Here is a 14,720-nt window from a genome sequence, read left to right as displayed (position 1 = left end):
CCACAGAGAGCGATTTCCCCGATCTTTGATCGCCTTGCCCCCATCAAAGCACTCATGACCAATCCAACTGACGCAAGCGATTCGCCATCCCATTTGCGATTTAATCACGGCCCGGAAGAGCCGACTCGCCAGTCACGATGGCTACGTGGCATCGGCGGCATCATCATGGGTCTCTCGCTGGCTGTGGCGTTTGCACCTCTCTTTTTCACGGCCGACGTATCGTCCATTGAGACGACCACCTACCTGCTTTGCCTGGTCACGGTGCTGGTCTTGGATGGTTCGCTGGCGGCCGTGATTATTACCTGGCGGAACGTTGCCAGCAGCCGGCTGGGCGAATGGCAATTCACGGTGGATGGTTTTCAATCGTCTCATTACCGCAACTTGCTCCTCGGCGGTGGCATGCACACTCTGTCGCTGTTTCTGCTGTGGATTCCGCTGTTGATGAAAGAGAAGCCGAACGTGCCGCTCAATGGCTTTCTGCCGTTTGTCGTGATGGCTGGGTTTGGCGCACTGGCCAGTATTCCCTGGCTGGTCCAGTTCTTCTTGGGCGTCAAAGGGCACGACCTGGAAGTCCACGAAGAGGGCATGATGATCGGCGGCTTTTATCCTTGCCGCTGGGATCGCATTCTGGGCTATACCGTTTGGGACGATGCGGCATCGCTGTTGGTCTTCGATATCCGCGGACGTGGCCCGGTCGAAGTCTTTATGGCTCCCTCCGACCGCAAGATCCTGGTGGCGGAACTTCGCCGCCACGTAGGCCCACCACGGCGAGAAGGACGCTCGGACGACCTGCCCGACGATGATCACAACGGGCAGTTTGGAAACCTCTCGGTGTTTCGATAACGTCTAACTGACGCTGGCAATGAAACACTTCAAGTATTCATTTTCCAGACACGTGGCGCTAACCGGATGATCCGGGGCTGCCCCGCGCTGCTCCAATAAACGCAGATCACGTCCCGTCTTCTGCGACACGCCCAAGAGCATCATCAGAAACTCATCGCGGCTCACGTTGCCACTACAGCTGCAAGTCACCAGGATGCCGCCGGGCCGCAGTAGCTGCGTGGCATGTCGATTGATGTGGAAGTAGGCCCGCAAGGCTTCGTCGATCGTGCGACGAGACTTGGTGAACTTGGGCGGGTCGAGAATGATCGCGTCGTACTTGTCGCCGGCATCGACGCGGGCCTTCAAGTAGTCGAAGCAATCGGCTTTCTCGAACGAGACGTTGTTTAACTGGTTACGCTCGACATTTCGCTGGGCCGCGGAAACTGCCGGGCCACTTCCATCGACTCCATGCACTGACGCCGCGCCGCCATGCCGGGCCGCATTCATGGCGAAGCCGCCACTATAGCAGAACATATCCAGCACTTTGGCATTGTGGGGCAAGTAACTCGCCGCTACACGCCGGTTGTCGCGCTGGTCGAGATAGAACCCGGTCTTCTGTCCCTCGGACAGATCGACCTCGTAGCGCAAGTCGTTCTCGACGATCTCGATCGGTTCGCCTGGCAACTCGCCGACCAGCATTCGAGATTCGACCTCCAGGCCTTCCAGCTTCAAGATGCCAGCTTCCCCGCGTAAGGAGATGCTTTTCGGCTGAAGCAGATCGGTCAGGATCGCCGCGATGCTTTCGATGCGGCGGTACATCCCGAGTGAGGTGACCTGGATCATCAGATGCCCAGCGAAGTTCTCGACGATCAGACCGCTGAGCCCGTCGGCTTCGCTGTAGACGAGTCGGCAGCCGGTGTCATCTTGCAGCAGCCCCATTTCACGGCGCATCAAGATGGCTCGCTCGAGACGCCCACGCCAGAACTCGTCTGCCAGCGGCTGCTCTTGGTCCCACGAGTACAACCGCACGCGGAGGTGGCTGTTGCGATTGATCAGGCCATACGCGATGAAGCGGTCCTTGTCGCTGTGCAGTTGGACCACATCGCCATCTTGCACCTTGCCGATCACTTTATCGATGCCGCTGTCGCGCACCCAGGGATGCCGCCCGAAGAACGGCTGAGCCTTGCGGGGGCGGAGCTTCACGATCGGAATGGAGGACGCAGACGCATCGCTTGTTTCATCGGACATTAGGTGACTATTCAGATTCAGGTGGAAACTTTTCCTGGGCTAATTTCAACGTCGCGTCCATACGCTTCAAGCAAGACTCTTTGCCCAAGATGGCCAGGCAATCAAACATGCCAGGGCCAACCGTCTTGCCGGTCACGCTCAGGCGAACGCCGTGAATGATATCGCCGATCTTGACGTCCGCCTCATCGATGAACGCGTGCATCTCTTTGTCGAGATGCTCGACGGTCCAATCTTCGACGTCGGAAAGATGATTGCGGAAGGTCGCCAGGATGGCTTGCGATTCGGGGCTGGAAAGCCGCTTCTGGAAGCCTTTCTCGTCCATCTCCATTTTGTCGTCAGCGACGTAGAAGTAGTCGGCGTAGGAAAGGATATCCCCCATCACCTTCAAACGATCGCCACAGGCCGCGACGATCTTCTCCAGCTTTTCCTTCTCGCCAGCGGCGCTGGCGTCGGCAACCAGGCCGGCTTTCACGAGAAACGGCATCATGCCGGCGGCTTTCTCTTCGACCGACAGCTTCTGCAGATGGCGATCCTGGAAAGCCCACAGTTTCTTGGCATCGAAGCTGGCGGGGGCCTTGGTGACGCGCTGCAAGCTGAAGTGTTCGATCATTTCGTCGACCGTGAAGTCTTCGGTCTTGTCGTCCAACGACCAGCCCAGAAGCACCAGGTAGTTCAAGATGGCCGATGGCAAATAGCCGGTCAGTTCGTAGAAGTCGACGATCACCGGGTTGAACGTTTCGGCCGACATCTCGATCCCCATGCGATGGGCGATCTCTTGACCATGTTCGTTGATCCGTTTGAAGTCGGGGTTCTTCAGATACTTCTCGAGCTTCCGCTTGCTCAGCTTGTTCTTGCTGCCTGGCTCGGCCACATACGGAAGGTGAGCATACACCGGCAACTCATACCCCAACGACTGCGCGATGAAGATCTGCCGCGGCGTGTTGGGCAAGTGCTCTTCGGCTCGAATCACGTGCGAGATCTGCAAGTCGTGATCGTCGACCACGCTGGCCAGGTGATACAAGCAGGAACGATCGCTTCGCTGGATGACGTGATCGTTCTCTTTGGCCCATTCGAACGAGACGTCGCCGCGCACCGCGTCGGTGAATTCACAGTTGCCTTCGCGAGGCATCTTTAGGCGGACGACGAAGCTGCGGCCTTCAGCCTCGAACCTGGCTCGCTCCTCAGGCGTGGTCGCCATCCACTTACGACTGTACTGGAACGGCTTCTTTTCAAAGTGTGCCAGATCGCGTTCGGCGTTGATCTCTTCGGGGGTCGAGTAGTCGTAATAGGCGAAACCGCTTTCAATCAGCTTCTGCGCGGCAGCTTTGTATTTTTCAGACCTTTGCGACTGGTAATAGGGCTCGTGCGGGCCGCCGACCTCGGGGCCTTCGTCCCAATCGATACCCAGCCAACGAAAGCCATCGAGGATCGGCTGCAAGGCCTCGTCGACGTTGCGTTGTTGGTCCGTATCATCGATCCGCAGGATGAACTGACCGCCATGCTTGCGGGCAAACAGCCAGTTGAAAAGTGCGGAGCGAACACCACCGATGTGCAAATAACCGGTCGGACTGGGGGCGAAGCGAGTACGAACTGGTGCCATGATGACGAGGGCTTATGCCATGCTGGAGGAACCGAACAGCGACAGGCGTCTCCCCCTTATTGGGAGGGAAACGCCTGGAACGATCCCTAAGCTTAGACGCTTGCGGCAAAGCCCGTCAAAGGGGCTGCGGCGATTTAGGCGGCTGACCGACGCTTTAACTTCTTCAAACGCCGCCGCTCGGCCTTGCTGAGCAGATGGTCTGGCTTCGATTCCAGCCGCAAGATTTCCTCGTCCTCGCTCGAATTTTCCGAGTCTTCGTCATTCTGCGAGTACCTGCCGGTGATGGTGGGTGCCTGGTTTGCGGCTGGCCGCTCTTGAGCCGCTGGCTGCTGCTTCGGACGCGTTTTGACCCGTGGGTTCATCGTCGTCCGCGCTTCTCCGGCGTCGGCTCCCTCCTCCTGGCCGGCATCTTCCGAGGATTTCTTGCCCCACGAGAACCACGATCGCTTGGGCTTCTCTTCGGCTGGCTGATCGTCGACCGTGGAAGGGGCGACCTTCGGCTTGGCCGGGGCCTTACTTTCCTGCTCGGCTGATTCGTCCTCGACGTTCTTCTTGCCGAACGAGAACCAACCACGCTTAGGCTTCTCGTCTGCCGACGCTTCGTCGCCGGTCGACTTGGCGGCTGGCTTCCTTACCGGCTTGATCGCTTCCTCTTCGCTCTCTTCCGACTTCTTCCTTCCCAACGAGAACCACCCGCGTCGCGGCTTGGCTTCTTCGTCCTCTTGGGTCGGCTCCTTAGCAGCAGGCTTCTTGGCGGCGGTGCGACTGCGGCGAGTCGTCTTCCGCGGCTTGGCTTCCTCGTCCCCTTCTTCTTCTACGCGGACGGAGCGCCGTGAGATGAGGCCCTGGGCGTCTAGCCAGACGAAACGGGAATACTGAACGAGCGTCGTCAACAACAGCCCCACGCCCAACAGTTGGGCCGCATGCAGTGCCAGACCGGTCGGCACGCCGCTGGGCAGCAAAAGCAGGTCCATCTGCAGGGCCATCCCAGTGAACAGCAGCCCGGCGCTGATCAGTCCGACGACGACCGTCCCCACGCTTTCGCGAACTTCGATGAGCGCCCGAAGCGTCATCGATCCGTAGGCCACGCACCAGACGACAACCCACCAGCCATCGGTTTGACCGAGCAGACGAACGCGTGTGACGGCCTCCAGCCCGCGAGCAACGTCCGAGCGGAAGTTCAGCATGCAGTCCAAGCTGGCGAACAGCAGCAGTCCGGCAAACCACAGCCAACATCGGTAGCGGCCGCGATAGTCATCCAAACGATGACGTCGAATACGATACGTGAGAAACGCCAGCATAGCCCCGACAAAGAGCGAGCCAGCGGAAAGATACGTTCCCAGGCTATCCACACGGGATAAGTCGGCCCAACGCACGATGTTCGCGCCGTAGTGATGCATGGCTAGCAGCACGGCAACGGTCAGCACAATGGCGGCATAAATGAGTGTGACTTGGACGAGATACACCGGCACGACGTCAACGATGCGAATCCTTCGCTCGTCGACGGCAGTCTTCGAATAAGTCCGGGCCGACCGACATACGACGTCGTCTGCCGTGTTCGACGTAGGCTGGTTGCCTGAATCGCTCGCGCGATCGTCCATGAGGGCCCGGCGACGACGCTCGTCGCGCAGACCATTCCGCCTGAATTGCATGCTTACATCCATCCCTGGTGAAAGAAATGACCACTTCCCTGTGGCATTTAATCATCCTACACATGTCATTTCGGCAAACGCACGAAGGGTTCTGAACGATTGCTGGTCACTATTTAGCCAGCAAACGGCAGCTCCTTATCGCATCGCGTAAAACGCGTAAAGTCGAGCGATCTTGCTGGCAGGGCTAGCGGGTGGATCTCTTCGGCTGGCTGCCTGGTTTGCGTGCTCGACCTACTTCGCGTCGATCACCGGATTGGTGAGCACGCCCAGCTTTTCGATCTCGACTTCGACCCGGTCGCCGGCTTTTAAGAAGACCGGCGGATTGCGAGCCATGCCCACGCCTGGCGGCGTTCCCGTGTAGATCAAATCACCCGGCATCAGGGTGCATACCTGGGAAAGGTAAGAGATCAGAAAGTCGATGCGGAAGATCAATTGGCTGGTCGACGAGTCTTGCATCGTCTCGCCGTTGAGTCGGCATTGGATCCGCAAATTGTGCGGATCTTCGATTTCGTCCGCGGTGATCAGTTCAGGACCGAGTGGGGCGAAGCTATCAAACGACTTACCAAGCAGCCACTGCTTGCCAGGCTTCCCTTTTTGCCAATCGCGCGCGGACACATCGTGCCCCACGGCGTAGCCAGCGACGTGGCTCATCGCATCTTGCTTGGCGATGTTCTTGCCAGCACGGCCGATCACGACGACCAGTTCCGCTTCGTAGTCGACCTCCTTGCTTACCGCGGGGAGTTCGATCGGCTGGCCGTCGGCACGCAAACACGTTGGGAATTTATTGAAGACGACGGGTTCATCACCGACGGTTGCCCCGGTCTCGGCAGCATGGTCGGCGTAGTTCAAACCGATGCACAGGATCTTTTGCGGTTCCACCACGGGAGGAAGCAGGCGCAGCTTGGCAGGATCGATCAGCCGCCCCTCTTCGGCGGCTTCCAGAATGGCATCGTGATGCATGGACAGCATCGGCAGCAGGTGTTTCATCTGGGTTGGCAATAACGGGTCGGCCTGGTGCAAGTCGACATAGCCTTCGCCACGAGCCACGGCGGTGCGTGGGCCGGTTTCACTTTGGTAGCTGATCAATCTCATATCGGTCGGCAACTTTCCTGAGGAGCAATCCCATCAATCGTTAAAAGCCAAATAACCATCAAGATTCAACTTATCGCAATTATTAGGGAGGGACAACGAGACGTTTCCGCTTTCCGGGAAGCCGTCAGCCGCTGGCAAGCTATTGTTTTCATGGAATTCTCATTTCTTATTCGGTGGTGATTTGCTGGTCTACGGATTTCGACGTACCTTTTCAGCGCTAACCTTCCAACAACATAAGCGCGGTAAGCGATGGGCAGCAGTAACTAATGGCGATGGAACCTCCTACTAACTCAGGTTCATACGACCCTACGGACGAATCACTCGGCGCCGTAGATGATCCGATTCACACTATTTCGAATCTCATTGCCTGGGCCAACGAGCCGTCGGAAGAGACGGCTGATGAAGAATTTGGGGAAGCAGACAATCAACTCATTCAAGTGAGCCTGGGGATCGCATCGGGCCTGTTCTACTCGCTGCAAGCAAAGCACTTTCCAACCGCTTCTCACTCGCTACGCGTCGCCAAGTTGTGTTCTCAATGGGCTGCAACACTCGACCTGGAAGCCTACCAGCGCGACCAACTGGAAGTCGCCGCTCTGCTGCACGACATCGGCAAGGTGGGCGTGCCCGACTACGTACTGGCCTGCCCCGGCAAGCTGGCCGCCGAAGAACAGCAATTGATGGATCGCAGCCAGGACATTGGCCTGGAGATTCTATCTGCCTGCTGCGACGGCGAAGAGATCGTCGATCTGATCCGCTACAACTACGCCTGGTTTGACGGCTCCAAAGGCAACTCGAACGTCAAGGGAAAAGATCTTCCGATTGAAGCACGCATGCTGGCCATCGTGGATGCGTTCGACTCGATGACGGTCGATCAGATCTTCCGCCGTGCCCGCTCGAAAGAACGGGCATTCGCCGAGTTACTCTCGTTTGCCGGTACCCAGTTCGATCCGGACCTGGTGAGTAACTTTTGCGAAATGTTGTCACATCCATTGCCATCAAGCAGTCAAGCAACACGCCACTGGCTCAAGGTTCTATCCCCGGAACAAGCCAACAGACATTGGCGAGTGAATCAGAATGGCGCCAATCCGTCGAAGTTGCGTTCGCTGGCACCGTTCCAGGAAAGCATCGTTCGCCACATCCACGACGCGGTCATTTTCATTGATATCAATCAGCAGATCCTCGGTTGGAATCAAGCCGCCGAGCGTCTCACCGGTTTGACGCGCGACGCCGTCGAAGGGCACCTCTGGACGTCCGAGATGCTAGGCCTGGCCGACCACCAAGGCCGCAAGTTCACCCATGAAAACGACCCTGTGCGCGTGGCTGTCTCTGGCGGCACCCAGGGCATGCATCGCCTGTCGATTCGTAACGCCGGCGGCAAGTTCGTGACCGTCACGGCACACATCGTTCCGGTGGTAGGTGAAGACGGCAAGAGCCTGGGCACGACCATCCAAATGCACGACACCTCCGGCGTTGAGTCGCTGGAAGAACAGATTCAATCGCTGCACTACAAAGCGACCCGCGACCCACTGACCGGGTTGGTCAACCGCGCCGAGATGGACCGCGGCCTGATCGACATGGTCGAGCGTCATACGACCTCTGGCCGATCGTGCAGCGTGATCATGTGCGACATCGACTTCTTCAAGAAGATCAACGATACGTACGGACATCAGGCCGGCGACGAAGCATTAATCTCTTTCGCCAATCAACTTCAGACGAACGCCCGCTCGGCGGATATTTGTGCTCGCTATGGCGGTGAAGAGTTCGTAATCCTTTGCCCCAGCTGCAACAACGAAGAAGCCGCGATGCTGGCCGAAAAGATCCGCAGCGAAGTGGCCGCAACGCCACAGAAGGCACTGGGTGGCAAATGCATGTCGGCCAGCTTCGGCGTGACCGAAATCCAACGCGGCGACACGGCCGACTCGATCTTGAACCGTGCCGACCGAGCCCTGCTGCAATCGAAAGAAATGGGTCGCAACATCGTTACCCAGATCGGCAGCGGAATGAAAGAACCGGCGATCGGCGATCGGCGCAGCTGGTTCGCCCGGATGTTTACACCGGTCGAACCTGAGGTGCTGCTCAAGCGGGCCATGAAGACCAAGGTACCGCTGAACCTGGCCGCGGAAAAGATCCGAGGCTTCGTCGCCGACCACCGTGCCGAAGTGCTGAAAGTGACCGAAGAGTCGATCAAGATCATGGTCGACGGCGAGTCACTGCCGCTTCAACGTCGGATGGCAGACCGTGCGGTTCCGCTGATCATCGAACTCAAGTTCAGCCCCATTCTTGGTGAAAATGGCGGGCAACATACCAAGGTTCAGATTTCCATCGCCCCACGCCGCAATCGCGACCGACGCAAACGGGACGCGATCGAACGAGCCCGCCACTTGCTGGCGAGCCTGCAGTCGTACATGGTGGCCTACGAATTCGTTGACACCACCGTCGCCTCGGAAGAAGTCGAGGCATCGTGGTGGAACAAGCTGTGGGGCGGATCACGCAAAGGGGAATCTCATTAGGCGAGACGCGTCGAGTATCATCGTCGTTTCTTCCAGAAATCCCTCACCCTAGCCCTCTCCCTTCGAGGGAGAGGGGACGAGTGGCTGGCTTTTGGCTGATTCGTTCTTAGCCGATCAGCTTTCGTAGTTCGCCGCTCAGGTCATCTGCTTTGACGCGCCATTGTTCCAGCGTGTCGCGATGGCGGATGGTGACCGTTTGATCCTGCATGCTTTCGCCGTCGATGGTGATGCAGAACGGGGTACCTGCTTCGTCTTGGCGACGATAGCGGCGTCCGACGGCTCCCTTTTCGTCGTAGAAGACATTCCAGTCCTTCTTGAGCGAGCGGTAGATGTCCTGTGCCATCTCCGGCATGCCGTCCTTCTTCACCAGTGGGAAGATGGCCGCTTTGATCGGGGCGATCCGCGGGTGAAGTTTCATCACCGTTCGCGTCTGCATGTTCCCCTTGTCATCGGGAGCTTCATCTTCGGTGAATGCTTCGCACAAGAAGGCCAGCGTCGCGCGGTCCGCACCTGCCGATGGCTCGACCACGTGCGGCACGAAGCGTTCGCCGGTGATGTCATCTCGGTACGACAAGTCCTTGCCGCTACCACGATGCTTGGGCTTCCCTTCTTCGTTTAACTCGACGGTCATCGGGTTAGTGCTTGGATCGAGCTTCCCTTCCATGTGACTGCGCAAGTCGAAGTCGCCCCGGTGGGCAATCCCTTCCAACTCGCCATACTCCCCTTCCGGCAGGAATGGGAACGCATATTCGATGTCGGCCGTACCGATCGAGTAGTGAGCCAGTTCTTCCGGATCGTGTTCGCGGAGAATCAGCTTGCCTTCGTCCAGGCCCATGTCCTTGTACCACTGGAAGCGACGCTCGCGCCAGTAGCGGTACCATTCTTGCGACGAGTCTGGGTGGCAGAAGAACTCGATTTCCATCTGCTCGAATTCACGCGAGCGGAACGTGAAGTTACGCGGCGTGATCTCGTTGCGGAAACTCTTACCGACCTGGGCGATACCAAAGGGAACGCGTACGCGGCTGCTGTCGACCACGTTCTTGAAGTTCACGAAAATCCCCTGAGCCGTTTCAGGGCGCAGGAACGCCGTATCGGCCTCGCCACCTAGGGCGCCGATCGTCGTCTTGAACATCAGGTTGAACTCGCGCGGCGGAGTCAGCGTGCCCAGGCTCTTTGCATCGGGACCGAGCACCTGCTCGAAGTCGTCGACGGTCGTGAGCGAAACCAACGGGCCATCCCACTTCAGTTCGTCCGCATTCTTGGAACGCATACCAAAGAATTTAAGTGCCTGACGTTCGATGTCGGCTTCAGGCGATTCCGAGTCACTACCGGCGGTGGCGAAGATCTTTTTGTCCTTCGCTTCCACCCAGCGACCTTGGATCTGGTCGTGGCGGTAGCGTTTCTTCGATTCGCGGCAGTCGACCATGTAGTCGTGAAACAGATCGTAGTGACCGCTGCACTTCCAAACCTGGGGATGCATGATGATCGTGCAGTCGAGACCGGTCATCTCGTACGCAGCCGGCGCACCCGGCAATTGGGCCAGATCATCGTGACCGGTGACCATATCACGCCACCAGGCATCCTTGATGTTGCGTTTCAGCTCGACGCCCAACGGGCCGTAGTCCCAAAATCCATTGATACCTCCATAGATTTCGGATGACTGAAACATGAAGCCTCGCCGTTTGCACAACGAGACGAGCTTTTCCATTTCCATGGCGTCGATTCTGCTTGAAGTGGGTGGTTGGCGTAAGTCGTTAACGGGTAAACGTCTAAGTGTACCTCAGGGGTCCTGGCGGCGTCTACGTGGGTCGTCCGCTGGCAAATGGCTCGATTGCCTGGCCGGTTTACCCTAGAATTCGGACAAGCACCGCAGAGAAAGGTTCCTTTACCACGGTCATGCCAGAAGATCCCGTCAATCCGTTTCAGTCGCCGCAAGCAACGCCGGACGAGCCGCCGTCGGTCGTTTCGACCGTGGTGGATGAAGATTGGCCGTTTGAAGCCACCGAACTGGCGGTCATCGAAGTGATCGAACCACCCCTGGGCCGACCGATCGCACCTGGCCGGCCGTGGGGCAAGATCATTTCTCTCTTGCTGCTGGGCCTGGTCGGACTCTACGGACTATGGATTGGGACGATGCTGCTCGTTGCGTGGCTCTCCGGCAACGCGGATCTGCTCAGCAAACTTACGATGCAGCATGTCCCGACCATGCTGTTTGTCATCTTGCCGGCGGTCATGTTTCTGCTGACCATCAGCCGGCATTACTTTCAGCCAGACTATTCGACGTTTCGTCGATTGGGAAAGCTGATTCGCCAACGCGAAACCAACGCAATTCCTTCGTTGAACTCCCCCAACTGCCAGTTCGTGGCGATCGCGCCGCGCGAGCGATGGCATCTTCCCGAACAGGAGCTTGCGCAGGAAGTCGCCATCCTGCATGTCAATCCCTACGAGTCTCGCATCATCCTCGAAGGTGCCGAACATCGCTTCTGGGTCCCCTCGCAGGCACTCCTCAAATGCGGGGTCGACTTCTTTACCAAGAACAACAAGCAGATCTGGGTCGTGTGCCTGGTGATTCAAACCAAGGATGGACCGCGGGAAGTAGGCCTGCGAATCGGCAACGTCGATGGGTTCTGGCAATCGAACGCTCAGCGAAAGTCGGTTGCCGAGAAGTATTGGGGACGGATCATGCTGCTGAAACAAGCACCGCTCAAAAACGCAAAAACAACCTAGCCAGGCCCTGTGAATGACGACTCAAGAAACCAATCCGTTCGCATCGCCGATGACCGAATCGAAGCGTGAGTCGGTTCAGTTGGCGGCCATGCCACCGACCACTCCGCTGGATGAAGGATCATGGCCTTATCAGGCGACGGAACTAGCCGAGATAGAAGAAATCCCCAGACCATGGGGACGCCCCGTATCGGTTGCCCGCAAGTGGGGAAACGGTCGCTGGCTGGGGGTCTTCCTCTCGGGGCTGGCACTGGCTTACTTCACGTTTGCGATCGGTGTTTCCGTCATCTCCGAATTGGATATCGCTGAATCCTCCACTGCGGTGCGGATGATGTCGGCAGCACTGATCATTATTCTTGTTTTGTCAGTTCCCCACGCGATCTACTACTTGCGCGAAGATGTCTCCGATATTCGAAACTTAAAGAAGCTAATCCGCCGTCGCCGACAGGCCATCGATCCTCTGCCTGAGTCGGAAGAACCGGTCTACGTTGTGGTGGTCCCCAGAACACGATGGGTCTTCTCACGTAATGAGATGACTGCCTATGTCGCATTCGCCCACATCGATCTCCAGGCAAAGCAGATTCTTCTGGATGCCGATCAGTTTCGCTTTCGAATTCCGGTGAACTCTTTGCTGGATATCTCGGTAGAACCACTACTGAAATATCGCACGACGTACTGGTTCGTGCGGCTAGTCCTCCAGACCCAAACGGGCCCCCAAGAGCTCTGTTTTCGCCTGGGAAATACGAATCGACTTTGGCAAACCAATAGTCAAAGAGAAGCAGACGCGGAAGAATACAAAAAACGTATTCTGCTGTTGAAGAACTCGACATGACCACCGAACCCACCAATCCATTCGCTTCACCGATGACCGATACCGCGGCTACCGGCAACCCGGAAGCCGACCAGGCGTACCCCATGACGGCGACGGCCATCGCGGTGATCGAGGACGTGCCGGCAGCGCATCGCCGGAAGGTCCGCACGCTGGGTATGCGTTTCCTACTGGGGCTGCCCAACGTGGTGATCCCAATCATCCTGGGCATCATGTTTTATACGCTGGCCGCGTTCGGTCCGGCGTGGCTCAACCTGGGGGGGAACGCCTCGCTGGCCCTTCTGGTTGTCAGCATTACCTTGTTCTTCACCATGATCTATGTCCTGACGAACGCTTTCCGCCAGGACCAGTGGTGGGAGTCGATGTTGCGGCGTCAGATTGAAAGCCGCCCTACCCCGTGGATCTCGCTCGAAACTCATCTCTCCGAATTCGTCACGCTGACTTCGACGCAGCCCAAGTCGATGGCCTCGTTCCAGCTTGGATCCAACGAGGCCGAGATCATCGACATCGGCCTGCTTCAGCTGGATAAGATTAAGGGAGAAATGGTGCTGGAATGCGATAACCGCCGCTATCGCATTCCACGCAATTCTTTGCTGGCATGTGACGTCCAACAGATCAAGCTGCATTCGCCGTGGACGTCGGTCGTGAAAATCGCTTGCCAGACCAGCGACGGCCCTCACGAGTTCTGCATCATTCCGGCCGACGTCCAGCCGTGGCTCGTCATCACGCAGCGTTACCGCAAACGGCAAACCGAACGGCTGGCCAATGAAATCTACGAGTTGCCTGAGACGCGTTAGATCAACACGTCTTCCCAAGGCCCGGTAATCGCAACCGTGATCCCAGGCGTCTGGATGTTGGCGAACAGCCACTTTCCGTCGGGGCTGAAGGTCGAGCCAGCCCATTCCTTGTCGACGAATGACCCACGCAAGCCGTTGTGCTCGCCGTTGAGAATGACGTTGTTCTCGGCGAAGGTGTTCAACCGGCCATCCTTGCTCAGGGTCAGCATCCGCTGCGGTAGTGGGGCTTCGCCCGCGTAGTCGTTATCTTCGCACAGAATCAGGCCACCCTGGGGGCTCACGCACAGGTTGTCTGGCATGTTCAGCACGCGTTTGCTGCGCGACTCATAAAGCAGCGTCACGGTCTGCTGTTGCGGATCGAACTGCCAGATCTGCCCTGCCTTGGCGGCGCCGCCATCGGTGGCATCGAAGTAGATCAGATCGTTTCCGTACCAGCAACCCTCGAGACGCGAGAAGGTCGAGCCCCCCAGCTTCTGGCCTTGCTCGAACACCGAGTCGACCTTGGCATTGGGACTTGTCTTTTCCAAAGCAGGGTTGGCAATGCGATGCCACTTCACTGGGAAGGTCGAGCCATCAGGGAATCCCCCCCGCAGGTCAGGTTGCCCCACGACCTCGGCGATTTCCAGCACGCCACCCTCGGCCAACTTGCCAGGCTGCGTGGGCCGGAAGCGATAGAACCCGGAACTACCCTGGTCTTCGGTCAGATAGACATAGCCAGTCTTGCGATCGATGGCGACGGCCTCGTGCACGAAGCGTCCCATTTCCTTGATCGGTTTAGCGGTGGCCGTACCGTCGGCTGGAACTTCGAAGACCCAGCCATGCTCCTGCTCGTAGTGAGACAACTTGTTTCCATCTTCCGGGCCGTACAGGGTCTCTTCGCACGTCAACCAACTCGCCCAGGGAGTCACACCACCGGCGCAGTTGCGGACGGTGCCAGAGATCGCGCCGTAGCTGGTCAGCCATTGCCCGCGTCGCATGTCGAACTCGAGCTGGGTACAACCCCCAGTGGCCGAACGATCATATGGGGAACCATTCTTAAAGTTGAATGCAGGCCCGGCGTTGCCGAGTTCGTGATTCCGCGTCAGCAGCAGCTTGTTTCCCTTTTTGCCAATCACACCCATCCCGTCGTGCGCGGCTGGAGTCGACTGGCCATCGGCCATTTCATCGCCTGTCCAACCAAACGAGACGTAGCGAAACCCTTCCGGGAGTTTTATAAGGGGCAGGCCGGTTGCTTCGTCCCTAACCGGGATCAGAGGAGTCGATTGCCGAGCCGCTTCGCCGAGTGCCGTTCGCTCGCCAAAGGTCGATAGCGCACCTCCGATGGCGAATGACCCGAAAACAGAAAAGGTATCACTGAGAAACTCGCGCCGCGATTTAGATTCTGCCATGTCCACTTCCCAAGATGGGACTATTAAGAAACGCCAATGCCAACGGGCAAGGTACCCC

Annotated in this window: 11 protein-coding genes; 5 read left to right on the top strand and 6 right to left on the bottom strand. The window is 57.9% G+C overall.

Annotated elements, in window-relative coordinates; genetic code table 11:
* The first annotated feature begins 54 nt into the window (after window positions 1-54).
* Entirely contained in the window at window positions 55-843 is a 789-nt protein-coding gene (locus Pan97_RS06345) for a hypothetical protein (RefSeq protein WP_144971282.1), read from the top strand.
* A 3-nt stretch (window positions 844-846) separates the two neighbouring features.
* Here Pan97_RS06345 and Pan97_RS06340 read toward each other — a convergent pair whose 3' ends face one another.
* The 4 genes from Pan97_RS06340 to Pan97_RS06325 form a co-directional block, all read right to left on the bottom strand.
* Window positions 847-2,070, bottom strand: coding sequence for a class I SAM-dependent rRNA methyltransferase (locus Pan97_RS06340; protein WP_144971281.1), 1,224 nt, complete (start codon window positions 2,068-2,070; stop codon window positions 847-849).
* A 7-nt stretch (window positions 2,071-2,077) separates the two neighbouring features.
* On the bottom strand, window positions 2,078-3,670 hold the full coding sequence (gene gltX, locus Pan97_RS06335; protein WP_144971280.1) for a glutamate--tRNA ligase: 1,593 nt from the start codon (window positions 3,668-3,670) through the stop codon (window positions 2,078-2,080).
* 134 nt (window positions 3,671-3,804) lie between these two features.
* Complete coding sequence (locus Pan97_RS06330; protein ID WP_144971279.1) at window positions 3,805-5,322, bottom strand: hypothetical protein; 1,518 nt, start codon at window positions 5,320-5,322, stop codon at window positions 3,805-3,807.
* A gap of 231 nt (window positions 5,323-5,553) precedes the next feature.
* Window positions 5,554-6,414: a fumarylacetoacetate hydrolase family protein gene (locus Pan97_RS06325; protein WP_144971278.1), complete on the bottom strand. Its 861-nt coding sequence runs from the start codon at window positions 6,412-6,414 to the stop codon at window positions 5,554-5,556.
* A 266-nt stretch (window positions 6,415-6,680) separates the two neighbouring features.
* Between Pan97_RS06325 and Pan97_RS06320 the strand changes: the two genes are divergently transcribed.
* A complete protein-coding gene (locus Pan97_RS06320; protein ID WP_144971277.1) occupies window positions 6,681-8,924 on the top strand; it encodes a sensor domain-containing diguanylate cyclase/phosphohydrolase in 2,244 nt (747 codons plus the stop codon).
* 106 nt (window positions 8,925-9,030) lie between these two features.
* Here Pan97_RS06320 and Pan97_RS06315 read toward each other — a convergent pair whose 3' ends face one another.
* Window positions 9,031-10,632, bottom strand: a complete 1,602-nt coding sequence (locus Pan97_RS06315; protein ID WP_144978179.1) for a glycine--tRNA ligase — start codon at window positions 10,630-10,632, stop codon at window positions 9,031-9,033.
* Window positions 10,633-10,820: 188 nt separating this feature from the next.
* On the opposite strand from Pan97_RS06315, the gene Pan97_RS06310 reads away from it, so the two are divergent.
* Genes Pan97_RS06310 through Pan97_RS06300 form a run of 3 tightly spaced genes read left to right on the top strand, consistent with a single transcriptional unit; the run spans window position 10,821 to window position 13,274 of the window.
* Entirely contained in the window at window positions 10,821-11,651 is an 831-nt protein-coding gene (locus Pan97_RS06310; RefSeq protein ID WP_144971276.1) for a hypothetical protein, read from the top strand.
* A gap of 13 nt (window positions 11,652-11,664) precedes the next feature.
* Window positions 11,665-12,480, top strand: coding sequence for a hypothetical protein (locus Pan97_RS06305; protein WP_144971275.1), 816 nt, complete (start codon window positions 11,665-11,667; stop codon window positions 12,478-12,480).
* Window positions 12,477-13,274, top strand: coding sequence for a hypothetical protein (locus tag Pan97_RS06300; RefSeq protein ID WP_144971274.1), 798 nt, complete (start codon window positions 12,477-12,479; stop codon window positions 13,272-13,274). The genes Pan97_RS06305 and Pan97_RS06300 overlap by 4 nt, the downstream gene beginning before the upstream one ends.
* Here the strand turns inward: Pan97_RS06300 and Pan97_RS06295 are convergent.
* On the bottom strand, window positions 13,271-14,662 hold the full coding sequence (locus Pan97_RS06295; RefSeq protein ID WP_144971273.1) for an alkaline phosphatase PhoX: 1,392 nt from the start codon (window positions 14,660-14,662) through the stop codon (window positions 13,271-13,273). The genes Pan97_RS06300 and Pan97_RS06295 overlap by 4 nt on opposite strands.
* Window positions 14,663-14,720: the final 58 nt, after the last annotated feature.

This window comes from Bremerella volcania (genome assembly GCF_007748115.1).
Taxonomy (GTDB): domain Bacteria; phylum Planctomycetota; class Planctomycetia; order Pirellulales; family Pirellulaceae; genus Bremerella; species Bremerella volcania.
The sequence above is the reverse complement of the archived record's forward strand: the minus strand, read 5'-3'. Positions and strand labels throughout refer to the sequence as shown.

What these genes read in the sequence shown, in the direction of transcription:
- Pan97_RS06345 (WP_144971282.1), top strand. Translation starts at nt 55, where the DNA reads ATGACCAATCCAACTGACGCAAGCGATTCGCCATCCCATTTGCGATTT.
- Pan97_RS06340 (WP_144971281.1), bottom strand. Translation starts at nt 2,070, where the DNA reads ATGTCCGATGAAACAAGCGATGCGTCTGCGTCCTCCATTCCGATCGTG.
- gltX (WP_144971280.1), bottom strand. Translation starts at nt 3,670, where the DNA reads ATGGCACCAGTTCGTACTCGCTTCGCCCCCAGTCCGACCGGTTATTTG.
- Pan97_RS06330 (WP_144971279.1), bottom strand. Translation starts at nt 5,322, where the DNA reads ATGCAATTCAGGCGGAATGGTCTGCGCGACGAGCGTCGTCGCCGGGCC.
- Pan97_RS06325 (WP_144971278.1), bottom strand. Translation starts at nt 6,414, where the DNA reads ATGAGATTGATCAGCTACCAAAGTGAAACCGGCCCACGCACCGCCGTG.
- Pan97_RS06320 (WP_144971277.1), top strand. Translation starts at nt 6,681, where the DNA reads ATGGCGATGGAACCTCCTACTAACTCAGGTTCATACGACCCTACGGAC.
- Pan97_RS06315 (WP_144978179.1), bottom strand. Translation starts at nt 10,632, where the DNA reads ATGGAAAAGCTCGTCTCGTTGTGCAAACGGCGAGGCTTCATGTTTCAG.
- Pan97_RS06310 (WP_144971276.1), top strand. Translation starts at nt 10,821, where the DNA reads ATGCCAGAAGATCCCGTCAATCCGTTTCAGTCGCCGCAAGCAACGCCG.
- Pan97_RS06305 (WP_144971275.1), top strand. Translation starts at nt 11,665, where the DNA reads ATGACGACTCAAGAAACCAATCCGTTCGCATCGCCGATGACCGAATCG.
- Pan97_RS06300 (WP_144971274.1), top strand. Translation starts at nt 12,477, where the DNA reads ATGACCACCGAACCCACCAATCCATTCGCTTCACCGATGACCGATACC.
- Pan97_RS06295 (WP_144971273.1), bottom strand. Translation starts at nt 14,662, where the DNA reads ATGGCAGAATCTAAATCGCGGCGCGAGTTTCTCAGTGATACCTTTTCT.